At 62.0% G+C, this 22,971-nt stretch carries 19 protein-coding genes and 2 tRNA genes; 5 read left to right on the top strand and 16 right to left on the bottom strand.

The window, feature by feature from the left end:
* Window positions 1-15: 15 nt before the first annotated feature.
* The 4 genes from frr to rpsB form a co-directional block, all read right to left on the bottom strand.
* Entirely contained in the window at window positions 16-573 is a 558-nt protein-coding gene (frr, locus tag AC5RUK_RS12345; protein ID WP_494152339.1) for a ribosome recycling factor, read from the bottom strand.
* A 92-nt stretch (window positions 574-665) separates the two neighbouring features.
* On the bottom strand, window positions 666-1,409 hold the full coding sequence (gene pyrH, locus AC5RUK_RS12350; protein WP_493988119.1) for a UMP kinase: 744 nt from the start codon (window positions 1,407-1,409) through the stop codon (window positions 666-668).
* Between the two features lie 171 nt (window positions 1,410-1,580).
* Window positions 1,581-2,420, bottom strand: a complete 840-nt coding sequence (gene tsf / locus AC5RUK_RS12355) for a translation elongation factor Ts (RefSeq protein WP_494152340.1) — start codon at window positions 2,418-2,420, stop codon at window positions 1,581-1,583.
* 117 nt (window positions 2,421-2,537) lie between these two features.
* Window positions 2,538-3,464, bottom strand: coding sequence for a 30S ribosomal protein S2 (gene rpsB / locus AC5RUK_RS12360; RefSeq protein WP_494152341.1), 927 nt, complete (start codon window positions 3,462-3,464; stop codon window positions 2,538-2,540).
* Between the two features lie 376 nt (window positions 3,465-3,840).
* On the opposite strand from rpsB, the gene AC5RUK_RS12365 reads away from it, so the two are divergent.
* Window positions 3,841-4,347, top strand: coding sequence for a M23 family metallopeptidase (locus AC5RUK_RS12365; RefSeq protein ID WP_493988116.1), 507 nt, complete (start codon window positions 3,841-3,843; stop codon window positions 4,345-4,347).
* On the opposite strand, the gene AC5RUK_RS12370 is transcribed toward AC5RUK_RS12365, so the two are convergent.
* The 6 genes from AC5RUK_RS12370 to AC5RUK_RS12395 all read right to left on the bottom strand — a co-directional run bounded on the left by AC5RUK_RS12370 (window position 4,344) and on the right by AC5RUK_RS12395 (window position 9,549).
* A complete protein-coding gene (locus AC5RUK_RS12370) occupies window positions 4,344-5,534 on the bottom strand; it encodes an acyl-CoA dehydrogenase family protein (protein WP_493988115.1) in 1,191 nt (396 codons plus the stop codon). The genes AC5RUK_RS12365 and AC5RUK_RS12370 overlap by 4 nt on opposite strands.
* Window positions 5,535-5,743: 209 nt before the next feature.
* Window positions 5,744-5,817: transfer RNA gene (locus AC5RUK_RS12375), tRNA-Ile, on the bottom strand.
* 88 nt (window positions 5,818-5,905) lie between these two features.
* Entirely contained in the window at window positions 5,906-7,132 is a 1,227-nt protein-coding gene (locus tag AC5RUK_RS12380; RefSeq protein ID WP_494129219.1) for a glycosyltransferase, read from the bottom strand.
* Between the two features lie 25 nt (window positions 7,133-7,157).
* Window positions 7,158-8,072, bottom strand: coding sequence for a DMT family transporter (locus AC5RUK_RS12385; RefSeq protein ID WP_493988113.1), 915 nt, complete (start codon window positions 8,070-8,072; stop codon window positions 7,158-7,160).
* 42 nt (window positions 8,073-8,114) lie between these two features.
* Window positions 8,115-8,744, bottom strand: coding sequence for a CDP-alcohol phosphatidyltransferase family protein (locus tag AC5RUK_RS12390; protein WP_493988112.1), 630 nt, complete (start codon window positions 8,742-8,744; stop codon window positions 8,115-8,117).
* 91 nt (window positions 8,745-8,835) lie between these two features.
* Window positions 8,836-9,549 (bottom strand): phage holin family protein, encoded by a 714-nt coding sequence (locus tag AC5RUK_RS12395; protein ID WP_494107961.1) that lies wholly within the window; start codon window positions 9,547-9,549, stop codon window positions 8,836-8,838.
* Window positions 9,550-10,047: 498 nt separating this feature from the next.
* Between AC5RUK_RS12395 and AC5RUK_RS12400 the strand changes: the two genes are divergently transcribed.
* Window positions 10,048-11,466 (top strand): GH1 family beta-glucosidase, encoded by a 1,419-nt coding sequence (locus AC5RUK_RS12400; RefSeq protein WP_493988110.1) that lies wholly within the window; start codon window positions 10,048-10,050, stop codon window positions 11,464-11,466.
* A 50-nt stretch (window positions 11,467-11,516) separates the two neighbouring features.
* Here AC5RUK_RS12400 and AC5RUK_RS12405 read toward each other — a convergent pair.
* From AC5RUK_RS12405 to glnT, 6 genes are all read right to left on the bottom strand, one after another.
* Window positions 11,517-11,589: transfer RNA gene (locus tag AC5RUK_RS12405), tRNA-Asn, on the bottom strand.
* A 163-nt stretch (window positions 11,590-11,752) separates the two neighbouring features.
* Complete coding sequence (locus tag AC5RUK_RS12410; RefSeq protein WP_494152342.1) at window positions 11,753-13,087, bottom strand: FMN-binding glutamate synthase family protein; 1,335 nt, start codon at window positions 13,085-13,087, stop codon at window positions 11,753-11,755.
* On the bottom strand, window positions 13,087-13,797 hold the full coding sequence (locus AC5RUK_RS12415) for a glutamate synthase (protein ID WP_494152343.1): 711 nt from the start codon (window positions 13,795-13,797) through the stop codon (window positions 13,087-13,089). Before AC5RUK_RS12415 ends, AC5RUK_RS12410 begins: the two co-directional genes overlap by 1 nt.
* On the bottom strand, window positions 13,785-14,678 hold the full coding sequence (locus tag AC5RUK_RS12420; RefSeq protein WP_494152344.1) for a class II glutamine amidotransferase domain-containing protein: 894 nt from the start codon (window positions 14,676-14,678) through the stop codon (window positions 13,785-13,787). Before AC5RUK_RS12420 ends, AC5RUK_RS12415 begins: the two co-directional genes overlap by 13 nt.
* A gap of 99 nt (window positions 14,679-14,777) precedes the next feature.
* Window positions 14,778-15,923: an ammonium transporter family protein gene (locus AC5RUK_RS12425; protein WP_494152345.1), complete on the bottom strand. Its 1,146-nt coding sequence runs from the start codon at window positions 15,921-15,923 to the stop codon at window positions 14,778-14,780.
* Window positions 15,924-15,968: 45 nt separating this feature from the next.
* Entirely contained in the window at window positions 15,969-17,333 is a 1,365-nt protein-coding gene (gene glnT, locus AC5RUK_RS12430; RefSeq protein WP_494152346.1) for a type III glutamate--ammonia ligase, read from the bottom strand.
* 674 nt (window positions 17,334-18,007) lie between these two features.
* On the opposite strand from glnT, the gene AC5RUK_RS12435 reads away from it, so the two are divergent.
* From AC5RUK_RS12435 to AC5RUK_RS12445, 3 genes are read left to right on the top strand one after another with little or no spacing between them, the layout of a single operon-like run.
* Window positions 18,008-19,156 carry an FAD-dependent oxidoreductase gene (locus tag AC5RUK_RS12435; protein ID WP_494152347.1) on the top strand — a complete coding sequence of 383 codons (1,149 nt, stop codon included), beginning with the start codon at window positions 18,008-18,010 and terminating at the stop codon, window positions 19,154-19,156.
* A gap of 33 nt (window positions 19,157-19,189) precedes the next feature.
* Entirely contained in the window at window positions 19,190-19,441 is a 252-nt protein-coding gene (locus AC5RUK_RS12440) for a sarcosine oxidase subunit delta (RefSeq protein WP_494152443.1), read from the top strand.
* A complete protein-coding gene (locus tag AC5RUK_RS12445) occupies window positions 19,438-22,962 on the top strand; it encodes a 2Fe-2S iron-sulfur cluster-binding protein (protein ID WP_494152348.1) in 3,525 nt (1,174 codons plus the stop codon). The genes AC5RUK_RS12440 and AC5RUK_RS12445 overlap by 4 nt, the downstream gene beginning before the upstream one ends.
* Window positions 22,963-22,971: the final 9 nt, after the last annotated feature.

Below are 22,971 nucleotides of genomic sequence, written 5' to 3' on the forward strand. Positions count from 1 at the left end.
GCTGGTCCGTACTCATCAGACCTCGAGCAGCTCGGCTTCCTTGCGCTTGAGGAGCTCGTCCACGTTGTCCGTGTGCGACTTGGTCTTGGCGTCCAGTTCCTTTTCGGCCCGGTTGCCCTCGTCCTCACCGACGTCGCCGTCCTTGACCAGTTTGCCGATGGTGTCCATCGCCTTGCGGCGGATGTTGCGGATGGAGACCTTGGCGTCTTCGGCCTTGCCGCGCACGACCTTGACGTACTCCTTGCGGCGTTCCTGGGTCAGTTCCGGCAGGACCACGCGGATTACCACGCCGTCGTTGGCCGGGTTGGCGCCCACATCCGAGTCGCGCAGGGCCTTCTCGATATCGTTCAGCGCCGACTTGTCGTAGGGCGTGATCAGCAGGGTGCGCGCTTCCGGGTTCTGGAAGGACGCCAACTGCTGCAGCGGGGTCGGCGTGCCGTAGTAGTCGACCGTGACCTTGGAGAACAGTGCCGGATTGGCGCGGCCGGTGCGGATGGTGGCGAAGTCTTCCTTGGCCACTTCGACTGCCTTGTCCATCTTCTCGGCAGCTTCGCGCAGCGTCTCGTCTATCACGGTCTCTCCTTCACGTCCTTCATTCATTCCGCGGTGCCCGCGGTCCTGGCTCTTTTCCATCCTAGGCTATCGGGCGGATGGCCCGGCGCCAGTCAGGCGGTGACGTAGGTGCCGATCTGCTCGCCCAGAATCGCACGGGTCACGTTGCCTTCACCCTCCATCCCGAAGACCACCATGGACAGCTTGTTGTCGCGGCACAGGCTGAAGGCGGTCTGGTCCATCACCCGGATATTCCGGCGCATGGCTTCGTCGTAGGTCAGGGTGTCGAGCTTCTCCGCAGCCGGGTCTTTCTTCGGGTCGGCCGTGTAGACGCCGTCCACGCCGTTCTTCGCCATGAGGACGACGTCGGCGTGCACCTCGAGTGCGCGCTGGGCAGCCACCGTGTCGGTGGAGAAATAGGGCAGGCCGGCGCCGGCGCCGAAAATGACCACGCGGCCCTTCTCCATGTGCCGGATGGCCCGCCGCGGAATGTAGGCCTCGGCTATCTGCCCCATGGTGATCGCGCTTTGCACGCGGGTGTCCACCCCGGCCTGTTCGAGGAAGTCCTGGAGGGCCAGGCAGTTCATGACGGTGCCGAGCATGCCCATGTAATCGGCACGGGAGCGGTCCATGCCCGACGTCGACAGTTCGGCGCCGCGGAAGAAGTTGCCGCCGCCCACGACGATGGCCACTTCGACCTGGCCGACGGTGGCGGCAATCTGCTTGGCGACGCCCCGGACGGTGTCCGGGTCCACGCCCAGCTTCCCTCCGCCGAAGACTTCGCCCGAAAGTTTCAGCAGGACGCGGCGGCGTTTGGCCCCGGTGTCAGCGGTGGTCTGGGTGTTCTGGGATTCCATGGTGCCTCCCGGCGTGCGTGGTTCTGGGGAAAGAGTATGTGAGTGGCCGCGCGGCCGCCCGACGGCTGAAGCCGCGCGGCCGATCCGGACATGAAAAAGGAGTGGTCACCGGTTGGTGACCACCCCCTTGTCATCTGAATCAGCCAGTTCGCCTAAGCGTTGCGACCGAGATTACGCTCCGACGCGGAAGCGGGCAATGGCGGTGGCGTTGACGCCGGCCGCTTCCAGCACCTTGCCGACGGACTGCTTCGGGTCCTTGGCAAACGGCTGGTCCAGCAGCACGATCTCCTTGAAGAAACCGTTCAGCCGGCCTTCGACGATCTTTGCCAGTGCGGCCTCGGGCTTGCCTTCGGCGCGGGCGGTCTCATCGGCGATGCGGCGTTCGTTCTCCACCGTCTCGGCCGGAACCTCGTCGCGGGTCAGGTAGGCCGGTGCGTAGGCGGCGCTGTGCACGGCGACGTCGTGTGCTGCCTCGGTGGCTGCAGCCCCCTCGCCGTCAACGGCGAAGAGGACGCCAACCTGTGCCGGCAGGTCCTTGGAGGTCTTGTGCAGGTAGGCATCGACGGTCTTGCCCTCGACCCGGGCAACCCGGCGGACGACAATCTTTTCGCCCAGCACGGCGCCTTCCTCGACGACGAAGTCGCCCAGCGGCTTGCCGTCGACGTCGGCGGCCAGCAGCGCGTCGAGCTCGGCAGCGCCGGACTCAACCGCTACGGCCAGCACCTTGTCAGCGAGTTCGATGAACTTGGCGGACTTGGCGACGAAGTCGGTCTCGCAGTTGACCTCGATCATGACGCCGACCGTTCCATCGATGACCTTGGCGGCAACCAGGCCTTCGGCAGTGGAACGGCCCTCACGCTTGGTGGCGCCCTTCAGGCCCTTGATGCGGATCAGCTCAATGGCCTTCTCGGCATCTCCATTGGCCTCGTCCAAAGCCTTCTTGACATCCATCATGCCGGCGCCGGTGCGCTCGCGCAGGGCCTTGATATCAGCAGCGGTGTAGTTCGCCATTTGGACTCCAGTCCTCCCGTATTAAGTAGTGTTCGGTGCCGCTGGCGGCGGGACCACAGCAGGCCCGGCCGCCAGCGGAAGTCCGGCGGCGCACAAGGCGCCGCCGGTGAGTCGGATTTACTTCTCGGTGTCCGCGGCGGGTGCTTCGGCGGCCGGGGCTTCGGCGGCGGGAGCGTCAGCAGCAGCTTCGGCAGCCGGAGCTTCGGCGGCCGGTGCTTCGGCGGCGGGAGCGTCAGCAGCAGCTTCGGCGGCCGGTGCTTCGGCGGCCGGGGCCTCGGTCGAGCCCTCGAGCAGTTCGCGCTCCCACTCGGCCATCGGCTCGGCCGGAGCTTCGGTGTTGCCTGCGGCGCGGTTGTTGCGGGCGATGAGGCCCTCGGCAACGGCGTCGGCGATCACGCGGGTCAGCAGGTTGACGGAGCGGATGGCGTCGTCGTTGCCCGGGATCGGGAAGTCGACTTCGTCCGGATCGCAGTTGGTATCCAGGATGGCCACAACGGGGATGCCGAGCTTCTGGGCCTCGTCGATGGCGAGGTGTTCCTTCTTGGTGTCGACGATCCACATGACCGAAGGGGTCTTGGTCAGGTTGCGGATGCCGCCCAGCGTGGTTTCCAGCTTGGTCTTCTCCCGCTGCAGCAGCAGCAGTTCCTTCTTGGTGCGGCCGGAAGCCGCAACGTCTTCGAAGTTGATCTCTTCGAGTTCCTTCAGGCGCGAGATGCGCTTGGAGACGGTCTGGAAGTTGGTCATCATGCCGCCGAGCCAGCGCTGGTTGACGTACGGCTGTCCAACGCGGGTGGCCTGCTCGGCAATTGCTTCCTGGGCCTGCTTCTTGGTGCCGACGAACAGCACGGTGCCGCCGTGGGCAACGGTGGCCTTGACGAACTCGTAGGCGCGGTCGATGTAGGACAGCGACTGCTGCAGGTCGATGATGTAGATGCCGTTGCGCTCGGTGAAGATGAAGCGCTTCATCTTCGGGTTCCAACGGCGGGTCTGGTGACCGAAATGTACGCCGCTGTCGAGCAGCTGGCGCATGGTAACGACTGGCATGTCGTCACTCCTTCCGGCAGCATCGGGCTGGGCCTGGGCTGCTGCCTGTAGACGGTTGTTAGCTTTTCGCCCGGCGGGCTAAGCTCCTGGCGTCTGTCTGCGCCGCCGGCACGGCGGCGCAGGTGTCCGGACCGGTTTCCCGGACCGCCTGGACACACTTCCATCGCTAACATCGAGCCGATGGATTTCAGACACGCGTAGTCAGCCTCCGCCCGGACATGGGTCATGGACGGAAAACTGCTTCGTCCAGTGTACTACAGGCAGCACCGGCGTTCCTGCGCGTTCCCGCCCTCCACAGCGGCCGGAGCCAAGGGGTTGCGCACACCGTCCTTCGCCGCCGTGGCACGCACCGGAGGCAGCGGCAAGGATCGGCTGCATGACGCCGTTTTTGTTCCGCTGCGCAGCCGCCGCGGCCTCTGCCGTGCTGCTTGCCGCGGCCGGTTCGCCCGAGCCGGCCGGGCCGCCCTCTTATTCGCCGCCGTGGGGCTGGCCCGCCAGCCCGCAACCCGTCGTCGTGCGCGGCTTTGACCCGCCGCCCGAGCCCTGGCTGGGCGGACATCGCGGCGTCGATTTGGCCGTTCCGGCCGGGACGACCGTCCTCTCCCCCGCCGCTGGCCGGGTAAGTTTCTCAGGCCGGGTCGTCGACAGGCCGGTGATTACCATCGATCATGGCAACGGCCTGCGCAGCAGCCTGCTGGCCGTGGCGTCCGGACTGCGGGCCGGAGATACCGTTTCGGCGGGCGATCCGGTGGGAACGGTGGCCGCGAGCAGCCATTGTGCCTGCCTGCATTGGGGCGTCCGCCGCGGTGACGCCTACATCAACCCCCTGCAGTTCGTCATGGACCTGCGACCTTCGGTACTGCTGCCGGTGCCGGATGGCTAAACGAACGCCGCCAGCCCGGTGATCGCCCGGCCGGCCACCAGGGAGTTGATTTCGTGGGTTCCTTCGTAGGAGTAGATGGCCTCGGCGTCGGCAAAGATCTTGGCCATTTCGTAGTCGGCGACAATGCCGTTGCCGCCCAGGATGTTGCGGCCCAGTGCAACGCTTTCACGCATCCGGGCAGTGGTGAACGCCTTGGCGAGTGCGGACTGCTCGTCCTTGGCCTGGCCGGCGTCTTCCAGCTGCGCAAGGCGGACCATCATGCCCATCGACGCCACCGTGTTGCCGAGAATCTGCACCAATTGGTCCTGCACCAGCTGGAAGGAGGCCAACGGCCTTCCAAACTGGTGCCGCTCGACCGCATAGCGCCGTGCCACATCGAAGGCAGCCATCTGCTGCCCCACCGCCTGCCACGCTACGGCAAGCCGCGTCACCTTCAGCACCTTGTTGGTGTCCCGGAAGCTGTTGGCGCCCTTGAGGTGGAAATCATCGGGGACCACCACATTCTCCAAGATGATGTCCGCGTTCTGCACGGTGCGGAGGCTGATCTTGTTCTCGATCTTCGTCGCGCCGTAGCCGGGGGTGGCCGTGTCCACCAGGAAGCCCTTGACCTGGTTGTCGGCCAGGTCGCGCGCGTAAATCACGACCCAGTCCGAGAATGTCGCGTTGCCTATCCAGCGCTTGGCCCCGTTCAGCACCCAGTTGGACCCGTCGCGCCGGGCCGTGGTGCGCGTGCCGCCGGCGACGTCGGAGCCACCGAGCGGTTCCGTCAGCCCGAAGGCGCCGATCTTCTTGAGGGCGTAGATGTCCGGCAGCCAGGCCTCCTGCTGCTCCTTCGACGCGAGGACTTCGATCGATCCGGCGAACAGGCCGTCGTGGACCCCCAGGAAAGTGGCAATGGAAGTGTCTGCGCGGGTGAACTCCGCGTGCACGAGGCCTGCGAACAAGTTGGAATATCCCTGCCGCCTGACCGGGCTGACCACATCCAGGTCCGCCAGTTTCGGGATGATCTCCAGGGGGAACTCCGCCCGGTTCCAGCAGTCGACGGCGATGGGGCGGACTTCCTTGGCCAACCAGTCGCGGATGTCATGCAGCCGCGAGCGCTCGTTTTCCGAGAGCATCTCCTCGAAGGCGTAGAAGTCGCCATCGGCGTAGGGGAGGTCGTTCGGATCGATGACGCGCTGGCCCATAGTGGCTTCCTTTTCTGTGAACAGGTCGCGGTCCCGGGCAGGAGGCCACGGGGAACCGTCAAGTTACTGAGCAGTAACTTAGCCCAAGACCGGCAATCGGGCAACGGCCGAAGGGGTTGACGCCTGCTCCGGGTCTGCGACCTCGTGCGGGTTTGGCCGGCGGCACGACAAAGGCCCCGAACCATCTGGTCCGGGGCCTGCGCTAAACGTAGGGCGGGTGGGGCTTGAACCCACGACCAAAGGATTATGAGTCCTCTGCTCTGACCGGCTGAGCTACCGCCCCTCGTTGCCGGACAGTGCCCCGCAAAGCGGGGACCGTTACCGGCACCTTAGACATACTAAGTCCTCCCGACCGGCAGGCGCACGTTGGCCTAGTCGAGGTAGTCGTCCGCCGAGGCGCCGCGGTAGAGCTGCTCAAAGGTGTCCATGGTCTTGTCGATACCGTGCCGCATCGCCTTCGCGTGGCTGGCTTCGCCCATGGCCTCCAGCCGCTCGGGACTCTGGCCGAGTACGGCGTTGAGCTTTGCCGCCAGATCGGAGGGATCGCGCGGGGCAAACAAGTAGCCATTGACCCCGTCGTCCACCAAGTGCGGCAAGGCCATCGCATTGGCCAACACCACGGGCTTGCTGGCGGACATTGCTTCCAAGGACACCAGCGATTGCAGTTCGGCGGTTCCGGGCTGGCAAAACACAGCCGAGCGCAGGTACGCCTTGCGCAGTTCGGCGTCGTCCACATGGCCCAGGAATGCGACCCTGCGGCCGAGCCCCATAGCCGCAACCCTCGCTTGGAGGTTCTTCCGCTCGTCGCCGTCGCCGATGATCTCCAGATGGACATTCAGCGCGGGATCCGTCATGGCCAGCGCCTCGATCAGCGTGTCCACGTTCTTTTCCACCGCCAGCCGGCCCACAAACAACACCGTGGGGTGTTCCGGCCTCTCGATCGTTTCCCCGGGGGCCAACTCATAGGCAGCCGCGTCGATGCCGTTGGACAGGGGCATCACCTTGTGCAGGAACGCGTGATCACGCATCGCCTTGGCGGCCAGCGGCGTCGGCGTCGTCACCACGGCGGCCTTGCCCATGATCTTGCCCATGTCACGCCAGGAATTCTTCGCCACAATGTCTAGGAACCACTGCGGGAACGGCAGGAACGGCTCCAGGTTCTCCGGCATGAAGTGGTTGGTCGCGATGGTGCGGATGCCCCGTCGCACTGCTTCGGCAATGGTGGCCTGTCCGATCATGTAGTGGCACTGGATGTGCACTACGTCCGGCTGGACCTCATCGAATATCCGCTTGATGTCCCGCTTGATCTCCCAGGGAAAGCAGATGCGCCAGGTCTCATGCGTCGGCACCGAGTGGGAGCGGAGCCGGTGCACCTTGGCCTCCGGACGGTGCTCCACGAAGGTCGGGCCCTTGTCGTACCGCCCCGCGATGATGTCAACGCCGTGTCCGCGCTTGGTCATCGCCGTGGCCAGCCGGAACCCGAAGACGGCCGCTCCGTTGACATCCGGCGGGTAGGTATCGGCTGCAATCAGGATCTTGAGGGGTTTCGGTCCGATGTCGTCGCTCACCTGCGGCAGGACTCCTTGGTTCGTTGTCACGGTATTCTTCATCGGTGTCGGGGCCCTATGGTTTCTTTCCCGAGGCTTGGGCCCGGCGCCGGGCTTCTTCCTTTTTCTGCAAGACGTCCGGATGGTGCCTCGAGAGGGCAATGACCCCAACAATAGCAACCAAACCTGCCCCCACCATGCCAATCGCAAACACCGGTTCGACGTCGGGCCTGAGCTCTCCGAGGATGAAAATGCCGATCGCGATGCCCACCAGCGGATCGATCACTGTCAGCCCCGCGATGACCAGATCGGGAGGGCCACTGGAGTAGGCACTCTGGACAAACCAAGCCCCCAGGCCGCCCGCTGCGGCGACTGCGATGACCGTGTAGATCGGCACGTTCGCGATGAAACCGCCGCCGGGCTCCAGGAGTCGCAGACCAATAATCCTTACCAGCACGGCGACGAAGCCGAACAGCATGCCGGCTCCCAGGATGTAAGCGAAGGCGTTCAGCCTGCGCCGGAACATCAGTTCCAGCGAGAGGAAGACTGCAACGACCACGGCCAGCAGCAGGACCGCTGAGAGTTCCTCCTCTGCCCGTACCCGATGGCTGGCGCCGGTGACGTTGACGGCCAGCAGCACGAAAACGGCGCTTCCTGCCACACAGGCCGAGATCGCTACCACCGTCACGCGGTTTAGCCGGATCCCCTGGTCTTTGGAATTGATGATCGTGGTGATGACCAGGGCGATGGCGCCGATTGGCTGGACGACGGTCAGCGGCGCGCTCACTAAGGCAACCACGTTCAGTCCCATTCCGACGACCAACAACAGCAGTCCCAGGACCCAGCGGGGGTTGCGGAGCATCCGCAGCAAACCGGAGACGCTCATCGCCAGGCCGCCGGTATTGGCTTGGACGGCACTGGCTTGGCGCTGGGTGCCGAGGGCGAGGAAGAAGGCGCCGAGCAAGGCACAGAAGATCGCTAACCAGACCATGGGGTCCCGTCAGGAGATGTCCGCTTCCGCCCGGATTCCGGATCAACCACGGTGTGGATCGTCCTGGCCGACCGCGCGCTGGCGCTTGTACTTGCCCCATGCCGCCCGCATATAGCCCAGCCAGGCGAGGACGTGCCCAACACAGCCCGCGGCCAGGATGACGTAGGCCAAAATCAGCAGCCAGTCGTGGCCGAAGCCCTCCACCCGATGGAGCAGCAGCAGCGGAGTTCCCACCAGCAGCAAGGCCGTCCGGATCTTGCCAATGTCCGTGACGGGAAGGTCGGGGCTGCCATGGAACAGGAGCAGCGAGAACACGAGCAGGATCGCGTCCGGGATGATGATGGACAGCAGCAGCCACCACGGGGCAATGCCGGCAGCGACGAACGTCGTGGCCACGATGATGAGGGCCAGCCGGTCGGCAACCGGATCGAGCCATTTGCCGACCGAGGAGACTTGGTCGAGGCGACGGGCAATGTAGCCGTCGACCCAGTCCGTGGACCCCAGCACCACCAGCGTGATGGTGGCTGCCCCGTAGGACTGTCGGGCGATCAACCAGACAAACAGCGGCACCGCGAGAAAACGCAGCACGGTGATGAGGTTCGGGATGGTCCAGAACGTGTGCAGCTCACGGTACTCGAAGTCGCGCCGCGTCCCGGCACCGATGATCCTCAAACGCTGTCCCTCCCCTCAGTCGTCGTTCCACGCCGGGCAGCCGACTGCGCTGCAGCCGGCTCCCGTGCCGCCGTGCGGCGGTCAGGAATCCTTATTTTTGCAGCAGCCGCCGGAGCATGACGCCCATCGCGGTCAGCGAGACCGCCAGCGTCGCCAACGGCTTCCAACGCTCCCGCAACTCCGGGCCGGCCTCGCTCACGGCCTCGCTCACGACCTCGGCACCTGCCACCAGGCGCTCGGTGGCAGCATCTGCCACATGCTTCGCCCGGCGCTTGGCCTGCTCCGCACGGGGCCGGGGGTCGACGCGGCGGCCGAGATCGTCCCTGACGGCCGCCAAATGGTCGCGGCGCTCGGCCGTACGGGCACGCAGTTCGTCCATCGTCGGTGCCGGCGCCTTGGCTTCCTTGCGCTCTGCCTTTTCCGCCTTGGTCTCCTTCTCGGGCTTTTCGTCCAGTGTGGCCGGATCGAAGCTGCTGCCCTCTCGCAACACCCCGACGTCGTACTTGACGCCGCGGATGGCCTCGGCGGGCAGGAGCGGCATGGCCTTCTTGCCCCTCGAGATTCCAATGAGCGCCAGAATACCGCCCAGGATCAGGAACACGGCTGCGACGATCAGCGCCGCCAGCCACGCCGGCATGATGAGCGCCAGTCCCATGATTGCCGCTATCAGAAGGGAAATGACCATGAAGACCAGGAACACCAGCGCGGCCGCCAGGATCCCGGCCGCGATACCTGCCTTGACGCCCTTCCCCTTGAGCTCGAGCAGGGCCAGCGAGAACTCGTCCTGAATCTGGCGGGGGGTCAACTGGCCGGCGAGCCGCGCAAGTCCCGCCGTCGACAAATTCGCACCGGCAGGCGTGCTCCCGGGCTGCCCGACACGGGCACCCGTTGTTCCGGGCGGCCGTAACCCGGTGACGGTGCTTCCGGCAGTCCTCGCACCGGTTGCGGTGCTCCCGGACATCGTGGCACCGGTGGCAGTGCTTCCGGGATTCCTCGCACCGGTGGCGGTGCTTCCGGAATTGCTCGCACCCGTGGCGGCGCTCCCGGACATCCTCGCACCGGTTGCGGTGCTTCCGTGGCTTTCCGGACCGGTCATGGGCTCTGCCTCCATCATTGTCGGTAGTGCGCGAGTGTCCACACCTTCAAATTATCATTCTGCCCCAGTCTGCCCCCTCAGCCGTAGGGAGGACATTCACCTGAGGGCTGTGGAACAAAAAATAAGAGTAAACGCTTACGTTCGTCTCCCCGCCGAACTAGGCTGGCAGGCAGTCCGTGTCGATGCTGCGATTGCGTAAGGGATGGGATGAACATGGTCCTGCAATTTCCGAAGCAATTCCTGTGGGGCGCCGCGACGGCCGCCTACCAAATCGAAGGCGCGTCCCACGACGACGGACGCACCGATTCCATCTGGGATGCCTTCTGCCGGCTGCCCGGAGCCATCGTGGGCGGCGAGACCGGCGAACGAGCCTGCGACCACTACCACCGTTTCCGCGAGGACGTCGCCCTGATGTCCTCCCTGAACCTGGGTGCTTACCGGTTTTCCACGTCGTGGCCGCGGGTCAAACCGGACGACGCGGCAGTGAATCCCGCCGGCCTGGATTTCTATTCGCGCCTGGTGGACGAGCTGTGCGCGGCGGGCATCAAGCCCTGGCTCACGCTGTACCACTGGGATCTGCCGCAGGCACTGCAGGAGAACGGCGGTTGGGCCAACCGGGACACCGCCTACCGCTTTGCGGAATATGCCCTGGCGGTCCATGAGGCGCTCGGCGACCGGGTACGCGTCTGGACCACGCTGAACGAGCCATGGTGCTCGGCTTTCCTCGGCTATGGTTCGGGCGTCCATGCCCCGGGGATACAGTCGCGGCCACAGGCCTTGGCCGCCATGCACCACCTGCTGCTGGGACACGGGCTGGCCACCGACGAACTGCGCCGCCGTGATCCGGCCGCCGAGCTCGGCCTCACCCTGAATTTCACGGTGGCGGATCCCCTGAACCCGGAGGACCCCGTCGATGTCGACGCCGCCCGCCGTATCGATGGCCAGTTCAACCGCGCTTTTCTGGACCCCGTCTTCGGCGGTTCCTACCCGGCGGATTTTCTGGTGGACGTGGGGCCGTACGGACTGGACGCCAGGATCCGGGACGGGGACCTGGAACTGATCGGGAGCAGGATCGACGCCCTGGGGGTCAACTACTACCACGGAGAGGCAGTGACCGGGCGTCCCCGCCCGGACGCGGAAAACACGCATGCCGCCCCGGTCGAGCGGCCGGTTGCGCCACCCTACCCCGCGGCCGACCATGTCAGTTCCGTTTCCCGCGGGCTGCCCGCGACGGCGATGGGTTGGGAAATCCAGCCGGAAGGACTGCACCGGCTGCTCGTCCGCTTGCAGGACGAGTACAGCGGGCCGGCCGGGACGGGGCTCTTCGTCACCGAGAACGGGGCTGCCTTCGACGACGAGGTCTCTGCCGACGGCGCCGTGCATGACCGGCAGCGGCTGGAGTTCCTGCGCGCGCACATCATCCAGTGCCACCGTGCGATCCAGGACGGCGTGGACCTGCGGGGCTACTTCGCCTGGTCGCTGATGGACAACTTCGAGTGGGCCTGGGGCTACCGCAAACGCTTCGGCCTGACCCGGGTGGACTACGACACACTGGAGCGCACCGTCAAGGACAGCGGCCGATGGTTTGCGCAAGTCGCGGCCGGCAACCGGGTCGCCTCGGCGTAGCCAAAGAAAAATCCCGCAACCGGCGTGCGGTGCGGGATTTTGCCTTGCAGCTCCCCCGACTGGACTCGAACCAGTAACCCTTCGATTAACAGTCGAATGCTCTGCCAATTGAGCTACGGGGGATTGAAGCGAGTAAAACTCTAGCAGGACGGCCGGGCGGAGACGAAATCGGCGTCAGCCCGCTCCACAGTATCTGGTACGGGATGAACGGTCGTCAGCCTGCAGCAGTCACTTCGGCTTCGCTCAGCCAACCGGGGCGAATGATGGAACCACTGGCCTACAGCAATCAATTGAAGTTGCTTGCACTTGCCCCCGGGATCCAGGAGGTTCCCGCCAGTGGAACCCGTGCCATCGCCGAGGACTCGATGGTTAGGGCAACGAGGTCCTCTGGTTCGAGATGATGCAGGCGGGATTTTCCGCACGCGCGCGCAATAGTTTGTGCTTCCAATGTGAGGACGCGAAGGTAGTTTGCGAGCCGATGTCCGGCTTTCACCGGGTCGAGGCGCGCTGCCAATTTCGGGTCTTGCGTCGTGATTCCCGCCGGATCCCGGCCATCTTGGAAATCGTCGTAGTAGCCAGCAGCAGAACCGAGCTTCTCATATTCTTCGGCATACTTCGGGTCGTTATCTCCCAGAGCAATCAGCGCAGCTGTACCAATGGACACCGCATCTGCCCCCAAGGCGAGCGCTTTGGCAACGTCAGCACCGTTACGAATTCCGCCGGAGACAATCAGTTGCACTTTCCGATGCATTCCCACTTCCTGCAAGGCCTGGACGGCCAGCGGTAGTGCCGCCAAGATCGGGATCCCGACATGTTCAATGAACACGTCCTGCGTTGCCGCCGTACCGCCCTGCATGCCATCCAGCACGACCACATCAGCACCGGCTGCCACGGCCAGTTTGACGTCGTAGTACGGCCTGGACGCACCAATCTTGACGAAGATCGGTTTCTCCCAGTCGGTGATTTCCCGCAGCTCGTGGATTTTGATCATCAGGTCATCAGGTCCGGTCCAGTCCGGGTGACGACATGCGCTTCGCTGATCAATACCGGGCGGAAGTGTACGCATTTTCGCCACCCGCTCCGAAATCTTTTGCCCGAGCAGCATTCCGCTGCCGCCGGGCTTGGCACCCTGACCGAGGACGATTTCCAACGCGTCTGCCGCCCGCAGATGGTTGGGGTTCATGCCGTACCGGCTGGGCAACAGTTGGTAGATGAGCTTGTCCGAGTGACCACGTTCTTCTTCGGTCATGCCGCCGTCGCCGGTCGTCGTAGATGTTCCCACTTCGGATGCCCCGCGCCCCAGAGCCTCTTTGGCGTTCGCTGACAGTGCCCCGAAACTCATACCTGCGATTGTCACTGGAGTCTGAACATGGATCGGTTTCGCCCCGTTACGATCACCGAGTACGACGTCGGTGTCGCACCTTTCGCGATAGCCCTCCAGGGGGTAGCGCGACATGGAGGAGCCGAGGAACAGCAAGTCGTCGAAATGGGGCACAGGTCGCTTAGCACCCCAGCCCCGGATGTCGTAGACCCCGGTATGTGCAGCATGCTGGATGGCAGCGATGGCGGCACGGTCATACGTGGCAGATTCACGGAGGCCACGATCTTCTGGACTGCGCATCAGTAACTCCCCGTTTGCTCGCTGTTAAAGTGGTACAAGCTTCGTGCGGAACCAAATCGGCGAAACGCCGCAATGAACTCTGGATCGTTGGCTTCATCCGTCATCCCTGCTTGCGTGAGCAGGTCAACCAGCTCGACGATGTGGTCCTCACGCATTGTTTTCTCCACGCAGTCAGCCCCGAGGGAGCCAACCTTGCCGCGAACGTAGATTCGAGCCTCGTAGATCGAGTCTCCCAATGCGCTCCCTGCATCTCCGCACACCACTATGCGGCCCGCCTGCGCCATAAAAGCACTCATTGCGCCGATATCACCGAGGACAACGATGTCAGCCCCTTTGAGGGAGATTCCGCACCGGGTGGAGGCGTTTCCCTCGATCACCAACAGTCCTCCGTGAGCTGTCGCCCCAGCGGATTGGGAGGCGTCACCCCGAATTCGGACCACTCCGGACATCATGTTCTCGGCAACGCCCGGGCCGGCTGATCCTTCCACCGTTATGCGCCCATTCTGGTTCATTCCGGCGCAGAAATAGCCGACATCGCCCTGGATCGTCACGTCAAGCTCTCCATCGACTCCGGCTGCGACTGCGTGAGCACCCAAGGGGTTTTTCACGAGGTAACGTCGGGCTGTCGGAGCATGTAGCTCTGCATTCAATTCGCGCACGCTTGAGGTGCGCAGGTCAATTTCGTAAGCAGTTTCTTTCAACGTTTCCATGCGTACACCCGTCCCGGTTCCGGCTCGAAAACATGAGCCTGATCGATCCCGGGCAGGGGTGCCAGGGCTTGGAACTCTGATGCCATAGCGACCCACTGGGTATGTTCAGCTATGATTGCGGGTTTACAGGCAAACTCATCCCGTACAACGGCGAAGCCATTTTCGGTAGTGACCAGCAGGGTGTAGAAACCGTCGAACCGCTCGCCCAGGGCTATCAACGCGGCTTCAAGGTCGTCGCCTTCGGCCAATCTGGAAGACACGAACCGGGCACCCACCTCGGTATCATTCATCGAGTCGAAGGTCACACCCAAACTTTGCAGCTCACGCCGGATTGATGCGTGATTCGAAAAAGAGCCGTTGTGCACAAGCCCCACTCCGGTTCCGACCGAGAAAGGGTGGCAGCCTTCAGCATCAACAGCTGATTCGGTGGCCAGCCGTGTATGGGCGATACCTTGCCATCCAGTTGCGGAACGCAACTTATAGGTTTCTGCCAGGTCGGTCGGGTGACCAACGCTTTTGTATACCACCATGTCTTCCCCAAGCCCGATTTGCACAGCCGTTGGAGCTGCAGCAGCGACTGCCCCAGATAATTCTTTGGGTGCGGCCTTTGCGGTGAGAACGGTAGTCTCACCGACTTGTTCTACAGAGACTTGGTCGACCTTGGGGAGCTGTTTGGCAACAGCTTCTGCCACATCATTCGGCGCATTGAGCAGCGAGATGATCGAGTGCCCTGCGAGACATCGTTCCCGGTCACCATAGATCGCGACGCCTGCCGAGTCAGGACCCCGGACGACAATCCCTTTCATCATTTCCGTCATGAGTGAGCCAAGTTGCTCATAAAGTTCGGAGTCTCTGAGGTGAAGACCGATAATCCCGCACATGCACGTTGCCCCCTTTTCTGCTAGGAATTTCGGCGATTATGTTTGGCATCAATGTGGACAGGCAGCAGATACCCGCCTGGGTGACGGGTTCATTCGTCATCACGCAGGTTCCGTCGCCCGCATATCGTCAACCGGGAATGACTCGGCGTCGTCGAGCATCTTGGTTGGGCTCTTGAACAACCTCAAGACCAGACCAGTGACTAGTCCTGAGGCCAGGGCGATGACAAAAGTCCCTCCGACGGCCGCCAGTTGGCTCGTAGGTGCTCCCACGATGATGACTGGAAAAAGCCCTCCGATAATGCCGGGAATACCGTGCAGATTGTGAACGCCCATGGTGTCCAGTACGCCGGTCTTGCGTTTCAGCCAGTCGTTGAAGTAGAGGAACGACAGGGTTGACGCCGCGCCACCGGCGAGGCCGATCAACCACGCTTGCCAGGGGGACGCGAGATCGACTGTTGCCCCGATGGCCACGCCGCCAGCCAAGATTGCATAAGTGTAGATTAACGGGTCGATGGTCCGCTTGAGCAGATACAGCAACAGGTACGTGACCAATGTGGCCGCGGTCAGCGCCAAGTAGGTGTTGATCATTCCCGGGATGATTTCACCCGGTGGAAGGAGCGCAGTGACGAACGAAGGCCACAGTACGAATAGCAGCATGCTCGCCAGCCAAACGAAGGACACACTGTGGACGCTGGTCTTCATTGGCTCAGCATTGACGCGCCTGTTTCGCAGCCCAAGGATGACTCCCCACCCCCAATAGGCTGCAAACATGTGGACCAGGATCGATCCGCCGGCATCAAGGACGCCGTCGAGATATTGGAAGATAAACCATTCATTGAACATGTATGCCGGAACGAAGAGTACGGCAGCCAACAGATAATGAATCGTCGATATGTGTCCGAGAAACACGCCGATGGCAATAACCAACGTAATGGACGCAAAACATGCAAGGATCACAGCCTCGATATTGAGGTCGTTGCCGAAGAGTCCGGTCGACACGATCAAATAAAGAGGCCAACTGGCCGCCAGAACTAACAATGTGGCCAGAGCCACGCCCCACTCATAACGCCGAATAAACAACATCAAAAACGCTACAAGCATCAGCATGAAGAAGACGTCCTGTCCCCGGTGGTACTGGAACAGTTCGGCAGCTTGACTGCCTTGTTCGACCGCAGCGGCCGGACCGGCGGGCAAAATCGTGACAATGCAGATGAGAAGCACAGTGATAAGTGAACGTTTGAGCATGCCGACCTGCCTTACCTGAAGGGTATGGAATGCCGCACCCATGGTTTACGGGAACTGGAGATAGCGCTGAACCTCATGATCGGTGACCACGTCTGTGAGTTCGTGATACTCGTCGAGTTTGAGGCGCGCGTAGTAGTCAACGAAGTCTTCCGTCTTTGAGGACGGTTGCCCGAAGGGACCCTCGACGGGAACTTGTCCGAAGGCCTCGCGAAGCAGATTGTCGCGTCGAAGATAGTGAACGGATTCCAAGAGGCTGTGAGGCAGCATACTGATACCGCGCTCCTCCAGCTCATCCGGTGATACTGCGTAGAGGTTACTTTCGTTGGGATCGCCAGGATCCAGCTCGCGTTGAATGCCGTCCAAACCTGCGGCCAGAGCGGCGGCGAATCCGAGATACGGGCTTCCCGAGAAGTCTGGAGTTCGGTCCTCAATCGCGCCTACTCTAGCAATCCGCAACATCTGGGTTCGATTATTGCCGCCGTACGTGATGGCTACCGGAACCCAGGTTCGCACGGACTCTGTTCCAGCTTTCAACCGTTTGTAGGAGTTGACTGTCGGTGCCACCATAGCCATGTAGCCGCGGGCGTGATCCAGAATGCCTGCTGCAAACTGGTACCCCAACTTGGACAGGCCTAATCCACGAGGATCGTTCTCGTCCTCAAACAGATTGATATCCCGCTCTTTATCCCACAGACTCATGGTGTAGTGGAAGCCGTTTCCAGTGTTATCCGTGAAGGGCTTGGGCATAAATGTGGCGATCGCCCCGTGTTCCTGGGCCACTGTCTCTGTCATGAAACGGAAAAAGACCGCTCGATCTGCGGTCTCCATGGCATCAGCGAAGGTGACATTGACTTCAAACTGGCCGTTCGCGTCCTCGTGGTCGACAGCGTAGTTCTCCCACCCCAGCTCTGAAACGTATTTCGACAGACGAGTAACGAAATCATACTGGCGAGTGAGGCCCTTGACGTCATAGCAGGGCTTCTCCCAGTTATCCATCCGATCGGCGACTACGAGCTTTCCACTTTCATCGAAGTCCACCAGGGTAAACTCCGCCTCAAAGCCGATCTTGAAAACATAACCGAGATCCTCAGCCCTCTTTATCTGCTTCCGCAGAATAGTGCGCGGACAAAAAGGCCACTCTTCACCTGCCACGCGTGCGTCTCCGATGACATGGGCCAGACCGGATTGCCACGGTACGACGCGTAGGGTCGCTGGATCAGGGACGACCTCGATGTCAGGGCTATGCGGCCCCTGTCCAATCTCCCCGGCTGCAAAGCCGGCGAACCCTGCGCCGTCGGTAAGCAGTGACTCCACCTGTGAGGCGGGAACTAGTTTGGCACTTGACTTGCCTCGGACTTCAGTGAAGGAGGCGAAAATAAACTCAATGTCATGATCTTCAACTGTTTTCACTACGTCTGCCGCTGATTTATGTTCATTAACCACGGTTCGGCCTCATCTCTATCGGGCGATTGAAGATAGAAAACTTTCATAAAAGATGGCGCTGGCTAAGGTTTAGGTCTGCGGAGACCCCACCCTTGCATCGAAAGCTGCATGTGTCAAGGATCACATTTGCCCCAGTTTTTGCCCCGGGCAAACTGGAGCGCGCGAGGCCCAGCAGGCCACTGCCTTACTGTCTCCCCTGTCTGGACCGACAGTGACGCACCCCGCCCAGAGGGAAATCACCACATGCTTGACACCTTCTGGGGTTCATGGTTCGCTGAACGAAATCTTCTACCGACATCTCAAAAACGCCGCTAAATCTGCGGCGCATTCTTCTCCATACTTGAGGTGCATCTCGTCTTCCTCCTTGCGTTACCTGCTGTGGACGAGGATTGGATCTCTACTCATTTCACCGACGAATCAATGGCGATGCTTCAGATGGCTACCGGGAGAAAGACTGAGTGAGTGCTATGACGAACAGCGAACGTGGCGTCCTCGATTCAAAGCGTGTGCATAGCGTGCCCCAGGCTGGACGAAGATCACGCCGGACGCGTTACTCGGCGTGGCAGTTGTTCTCAAAAGGGGTTTCACAGTCAGAGTGGCCGAAAGTATGGCGACGCCACGAACTAAACAAAAGCTACGACGTGGTCATCATCGGCGGCGGGCTCCACGGTTTGGCCACGGCCTATTACCTGGCCACCAACCATGGGATCCGAAATGTAGCTGTGTTAGATAAGGGCTATCTGGGGGGCGGTGGCTCCGGCCGGAATACGGCCATCCTACGTTCCAACTACCTCACTCCGGAGGGCGTGCGGTTTTACGACCGTTCCCTCAAGCTGTACGAAAATCTCGCCTCCGAGTTGAACTTCAACGTGATGTTCTCCCAAAAAGGCCACCTGACATTGGCCCACAATGACGGGGGCCTGCGCACCATGCGCTGGCGCGCAGAAGTCAACAAAGTCCAGGGGATCGATTCAGAGGTGATCGACGCCGCCGAGATCAAGAAGCTGGTTCCATACCTGGACACTTCTCAGGACGCCCGGTATCCGATTCTTGGGGCGCTGTACCACCCACCCGGGGGCATTATCAGGCACGACGCCGTTGTCTGGGGATATGCGCGCGCCGCAGATCGCTGGGGCGTACATCTGCATCAGGACACTGAGGTGACCGGAATCAATGTGAGTGACGGACGGGTCACGGGAGTGCGGACCAGCCGCGGTGACGTCTCAACCGGAACCGTGATCAATTGCACCGCCGGCTGGTCGACACTGATATCCGGCATGGCCGGAGTGGGAATGCCTGTGACCACGTCGCCCCTACAGGCGGCTGTGACCGAACCGGTCAAACCCTTCCTCGATACCGTCGTCGTTTCCGGAACATTGCATGTCTATGTCAGTCAGACTGATCGAGGCGAGCTGGTGTTTGGCGCCAGCGTGGATCCGTTCACGTCCTACTCCATGCGGGGTTCACTGGAATTCGTCGAAGGACTGGCCTCCAATGTGCTGAAGCTGATGCCCCCGCTGTCCAAGATGAGACTGCTGCGCCAGTGGGCCGGACTCTGTGACATGACCCCGGATTACTCTCCCATCATGGGTCCCACCCCTGTGGGCGGCTTCTACGTCGACGTCGGCTGGGGAACCTATGGCTTCAAAGCCGGCCCGGTGGCCGGTGAAGCCATGGCCGAGTTGATAGCCAACGACCGCACACCGGAAATCATTGCTGACTTCGGGCTCGACCGTTTCTCCACCGGCAGGCTGGTCGGCGAAAAAGGTGCCGCAGCGGTGGGTCACTGATCACCAATTCCCCTCAGGAGGATCGTTTCCATGATGCAGATCAGTTGCCCGTGGTGCGGGCCACGCAACTCCACGGAGTTCCACCATCACGGCCCCGTGAGAAGTAGGCCAAATGCTGAAACGGTCACGCGCAGCGAATGGCACCAGTACCTGTACTTTCGCGACAACCCCTGCGGCGTCGTGAAAGAAACGTGGTACCACTCCGCCGGCTGCCGTCAGTTCTTCACTATCCTGCGGGACACGTACACCAATAAGTCAGCGATGGACCAAGGAGACGTCCAATGACCTCTTCGAATCCCCGCAGCCAGCAGCCACGGCGCCTCGATACCCAACATGGGGAAGTGATAGACCGCTCACGGGAACTGACCTTCACTTGGAATGGCAGGACCTATACAGGGTTTGAGGGTGACTCCGTGGTTTCTGCGCTAGCCGCTTCCGGCGAGCGCATCTTCTCCCGCAGCTTTAAGTACCATCGGCCACGCGGCCTCATGACCGCAACCATGCACGATCCGGGATGCACCATGCAGGTCGACGACGAACCGAACGTTCGCGGTGCCCATCGGCTTCTGCAGCATGGCATGCAGGCCACCTCGCAGAACACTTGGCCGTCGCTACGATTCGACATCAAGGCGGTGAATCAGCTGGGTGGCCGCTTTCTGGCACCAGGGTTCTATTATAAAACGTTCATGAAACCGCAATTCATGTGGCCGGTGTACGAGCGCGTTCTACGCCAGTTCGTGCACGCGGGGAAAGTAAACCCTGAAATCACGGACGAGATCTACGAAAAGCGCTATGCCCATGCCGATGTGCTGGTTGTCGGTGGCGGGCTGGCCGGCATGACGGCGGCTTTGGCCGCTGCGGCCTCCGGAGCGCGGGTCATGCTGGTCGATGAGGAGCACCAGCTGGGCGGACACCTGCGTTGGACTGACCCAGATCACGCAGCAAAGCTAGCGACACAGGTTCTGGCGACCGAAAATATTCACGTTCTAACCGACTCCACCGTCGCGGCACGCTATGACGATAACTGGTGTGCCGTAGTTCAGCGTCAGCCCTCCCCCGGTATGCCCGAGACGCTGATCAAGACGCGGGCGAGAAGTCTAGTCGTCGCCGCAGGGCTGATTGAACGCCCCTATGTGTTTGCGGGGAATGACTTGCCCGGCGTCATGCTGTCCACCGCTGCCCGGCGGCTGATCAATCTCCATGCGGTGAAACCAGGGGAACGGGCTGTGGTTCTTACCGCTAATCCTGAGGGCGACACTGCCGTAGACGACCTGCGGCGTGTTGGTGTCGATGTGGAAGTGGTTGATGCCCGTGCAGGTGAGACCGTCGTGCGAGCCCACGGGCGCAGCGGTGTCCAAGGCGTTGAACTGTCCGACGGGCGGAAAATCGACGCTGACCTCCTCGTCACCGCCACCGGGTGGACGGCGCCCACTTCATTGCTGAACATGTCCGGAGATGTTCCGTACTATGTTCCGGACGCCGCGCGTTTCCTCCCCGGAGGCCAGTCCGGCGAAGGTGTATACAGCACCGGCGGGCTCGCCGGCGATGGCACAACCGAGCAGCTGCACGACCACGCCGAGGCCGTCGGTCAGCATGCAGCGCACCACGCGTTGAGTGCCCGTGCCAAACTCGCGGGCGCAGTCCCTACGGTACCCTCGACTGACGCTATCGACCCGAGACCGACGGGGGATCTTCCGGCCATTCCCGGTATGCCGGTGCCCAACCACCCTGAGCTCTTTCGCTCCATCACACATGGCATGGTTGATTTCTCGGAGGATGTCTCCTCACGCGATCTGTATTCAGCGGTCAACGAAGGCTATGATTCGGCTGAGCTGGCCAAACGCTTCACGACAGTGACCATGGGGCCAACCCAAGGCAAGATCGAGTTGGTCAATGCCATCGCGGTGATAGCTGACGCCACTGGCCGATCTATCGCCGAAACGGGAACGACGACGTGGCGGCCAATGTACGTCCCCGTGACACTTGGGGCCTTGGCCGGGAGGAACTACGACCCGGTACGCTATTCTCCCCTCCAGCCGTGGCACGAAGCGCACCAGGCGATGCCGCTCGTGGCGGGGCAATGGATCCGGCCGGAACACTACGGAGACCCGGAAGCTGAAGTCCGCGCGGTCCGCGAGAAGGTCGGCATCATTGACGTGACACCCATAGGAAAATTCGACCTTCGCGGACCGGACGTACCGAAGCTGCTCAACCAGCTGTACGTGAACAAGTGGTCAAAACTGGATATCGGGCGAGTACGTTACGGAGCGATGTGCTCGGACGATGGAGTGGTCCTCGACGACGGCGTTACCGGTCGCCTCGGTGAAAACCATTACTTGATGACCACCACGACTTCCGGTGCAGCCGGCATATGGGAGTGGATTGAAGAATGGCTCCAGACAGCGCATCCTGAGTGGCAGGTTCATGTCACTCCGGTCACCACGGCCTACACGAGCATCAATGTGGCAGGCCCCCTCTCTCGCCGACTGGTCTCTCGCCTGGTTGAGGGAATCGATATGTCCTCCGGGGAATTCGGCTACATGCGGCTAAAAACCGGCCGCGTGGCAGGCGTTGATGACTGCGTATTGTGGCGGATCGGCTTCACTGGCGAGCTCTCCTACGAATTGCATGTTCCTGCCGCCTACGGCCTCCATGTGTGGGAATCCCTTATAGCCGCAGGTGAGGACCTGGGGGTCAAGCCCTTCGGCGTGGAGGCGCAGCGCATCCTCCGATTGGAGAAGGGACATTTAATTGTCGGGCAGGACACTGACGGTCTAACTCGGGGTTACAGCGCTGGCCTGGATTGGGCTATCAAACTGGACAAGAAAGATTTCTCTGGAAAACCGGAGTTGCTCTGGCAACAGCAGACCGGTTCGGGCACACGCTTGGCATCCCTTCAACCATTGGACCCCGCCGTCGTGCCCGCCGAAGCCAGCCAAATCCTTCGACCTGACGGCGGCATCGCAGGCCGTGTTACGTCCAGCCGACACTCACCGATGCTGAACCGTTCGGTCTGCTTGGCTCAGGTGGAGCGTGCGCTGAGCGAGCCGGGTACCGTTGTCGATATCCGGCTTCCCGATGCCCGGATCATCAAGGCAACGGTGATGCAGCGTCTGGCCCACCTTGACCCCGAAAGTACCCGACTCGACAACGACACAACTCCCGATAGCCGCGTGCAGCACCCGGCACCGGTCGCCCGAGGTCCCATCCCGGTCAGCGGACCGACTGCAACCGTGGCTGACTGGGTCGTCGCGGTCCGGGAAATCAGCAACCCTCTCAAACTCCATGACTACTCAGCACTCGCGAAAATAGGAGTTCGTGCGTCCCCCACCGGCTCCATCGCCAGTGCTCTGAAGGCGGGTTTTGGACGGACACATCAAAGCGAGCAGGGAACACTAGTGGTCGGTTCCGGTCCTGGCGAGTGGATCGTGCTCAGCGAACCTGGGAATCGGGCTAAGACTCTCAAGGAGATGCAGCAGCTCACCAGACAGGCTGATGAACATGCTTCCACGGTGGATCTCACGCACGGCCGCGCACTCTTTTTGCTCACGGGAGAACATGCCGCCGACGTGCTGTCCAAGGTCTGTGCCATCGATCTCTCCGACGACCTCATCCCCGACGGTGCCGCATTCCGTAGTACCGTGGCCGGGGTTGTCACTGACCTGATTCGACACGACGACGACGCCCGCAGCTACCTTCTACACTGCGAGCGCTCCTCGGGCCTCTACCTCCATACCGCACTCCTCGACGCGGGGCGTGAGTATGAAATCGGTGATGGTGGTTACCCTTCCAAGGCAGGTGTATGAGAATGAGAA

This window comes from Arthrobacter sp. Y3223065 (assembly GCF_059090885.1).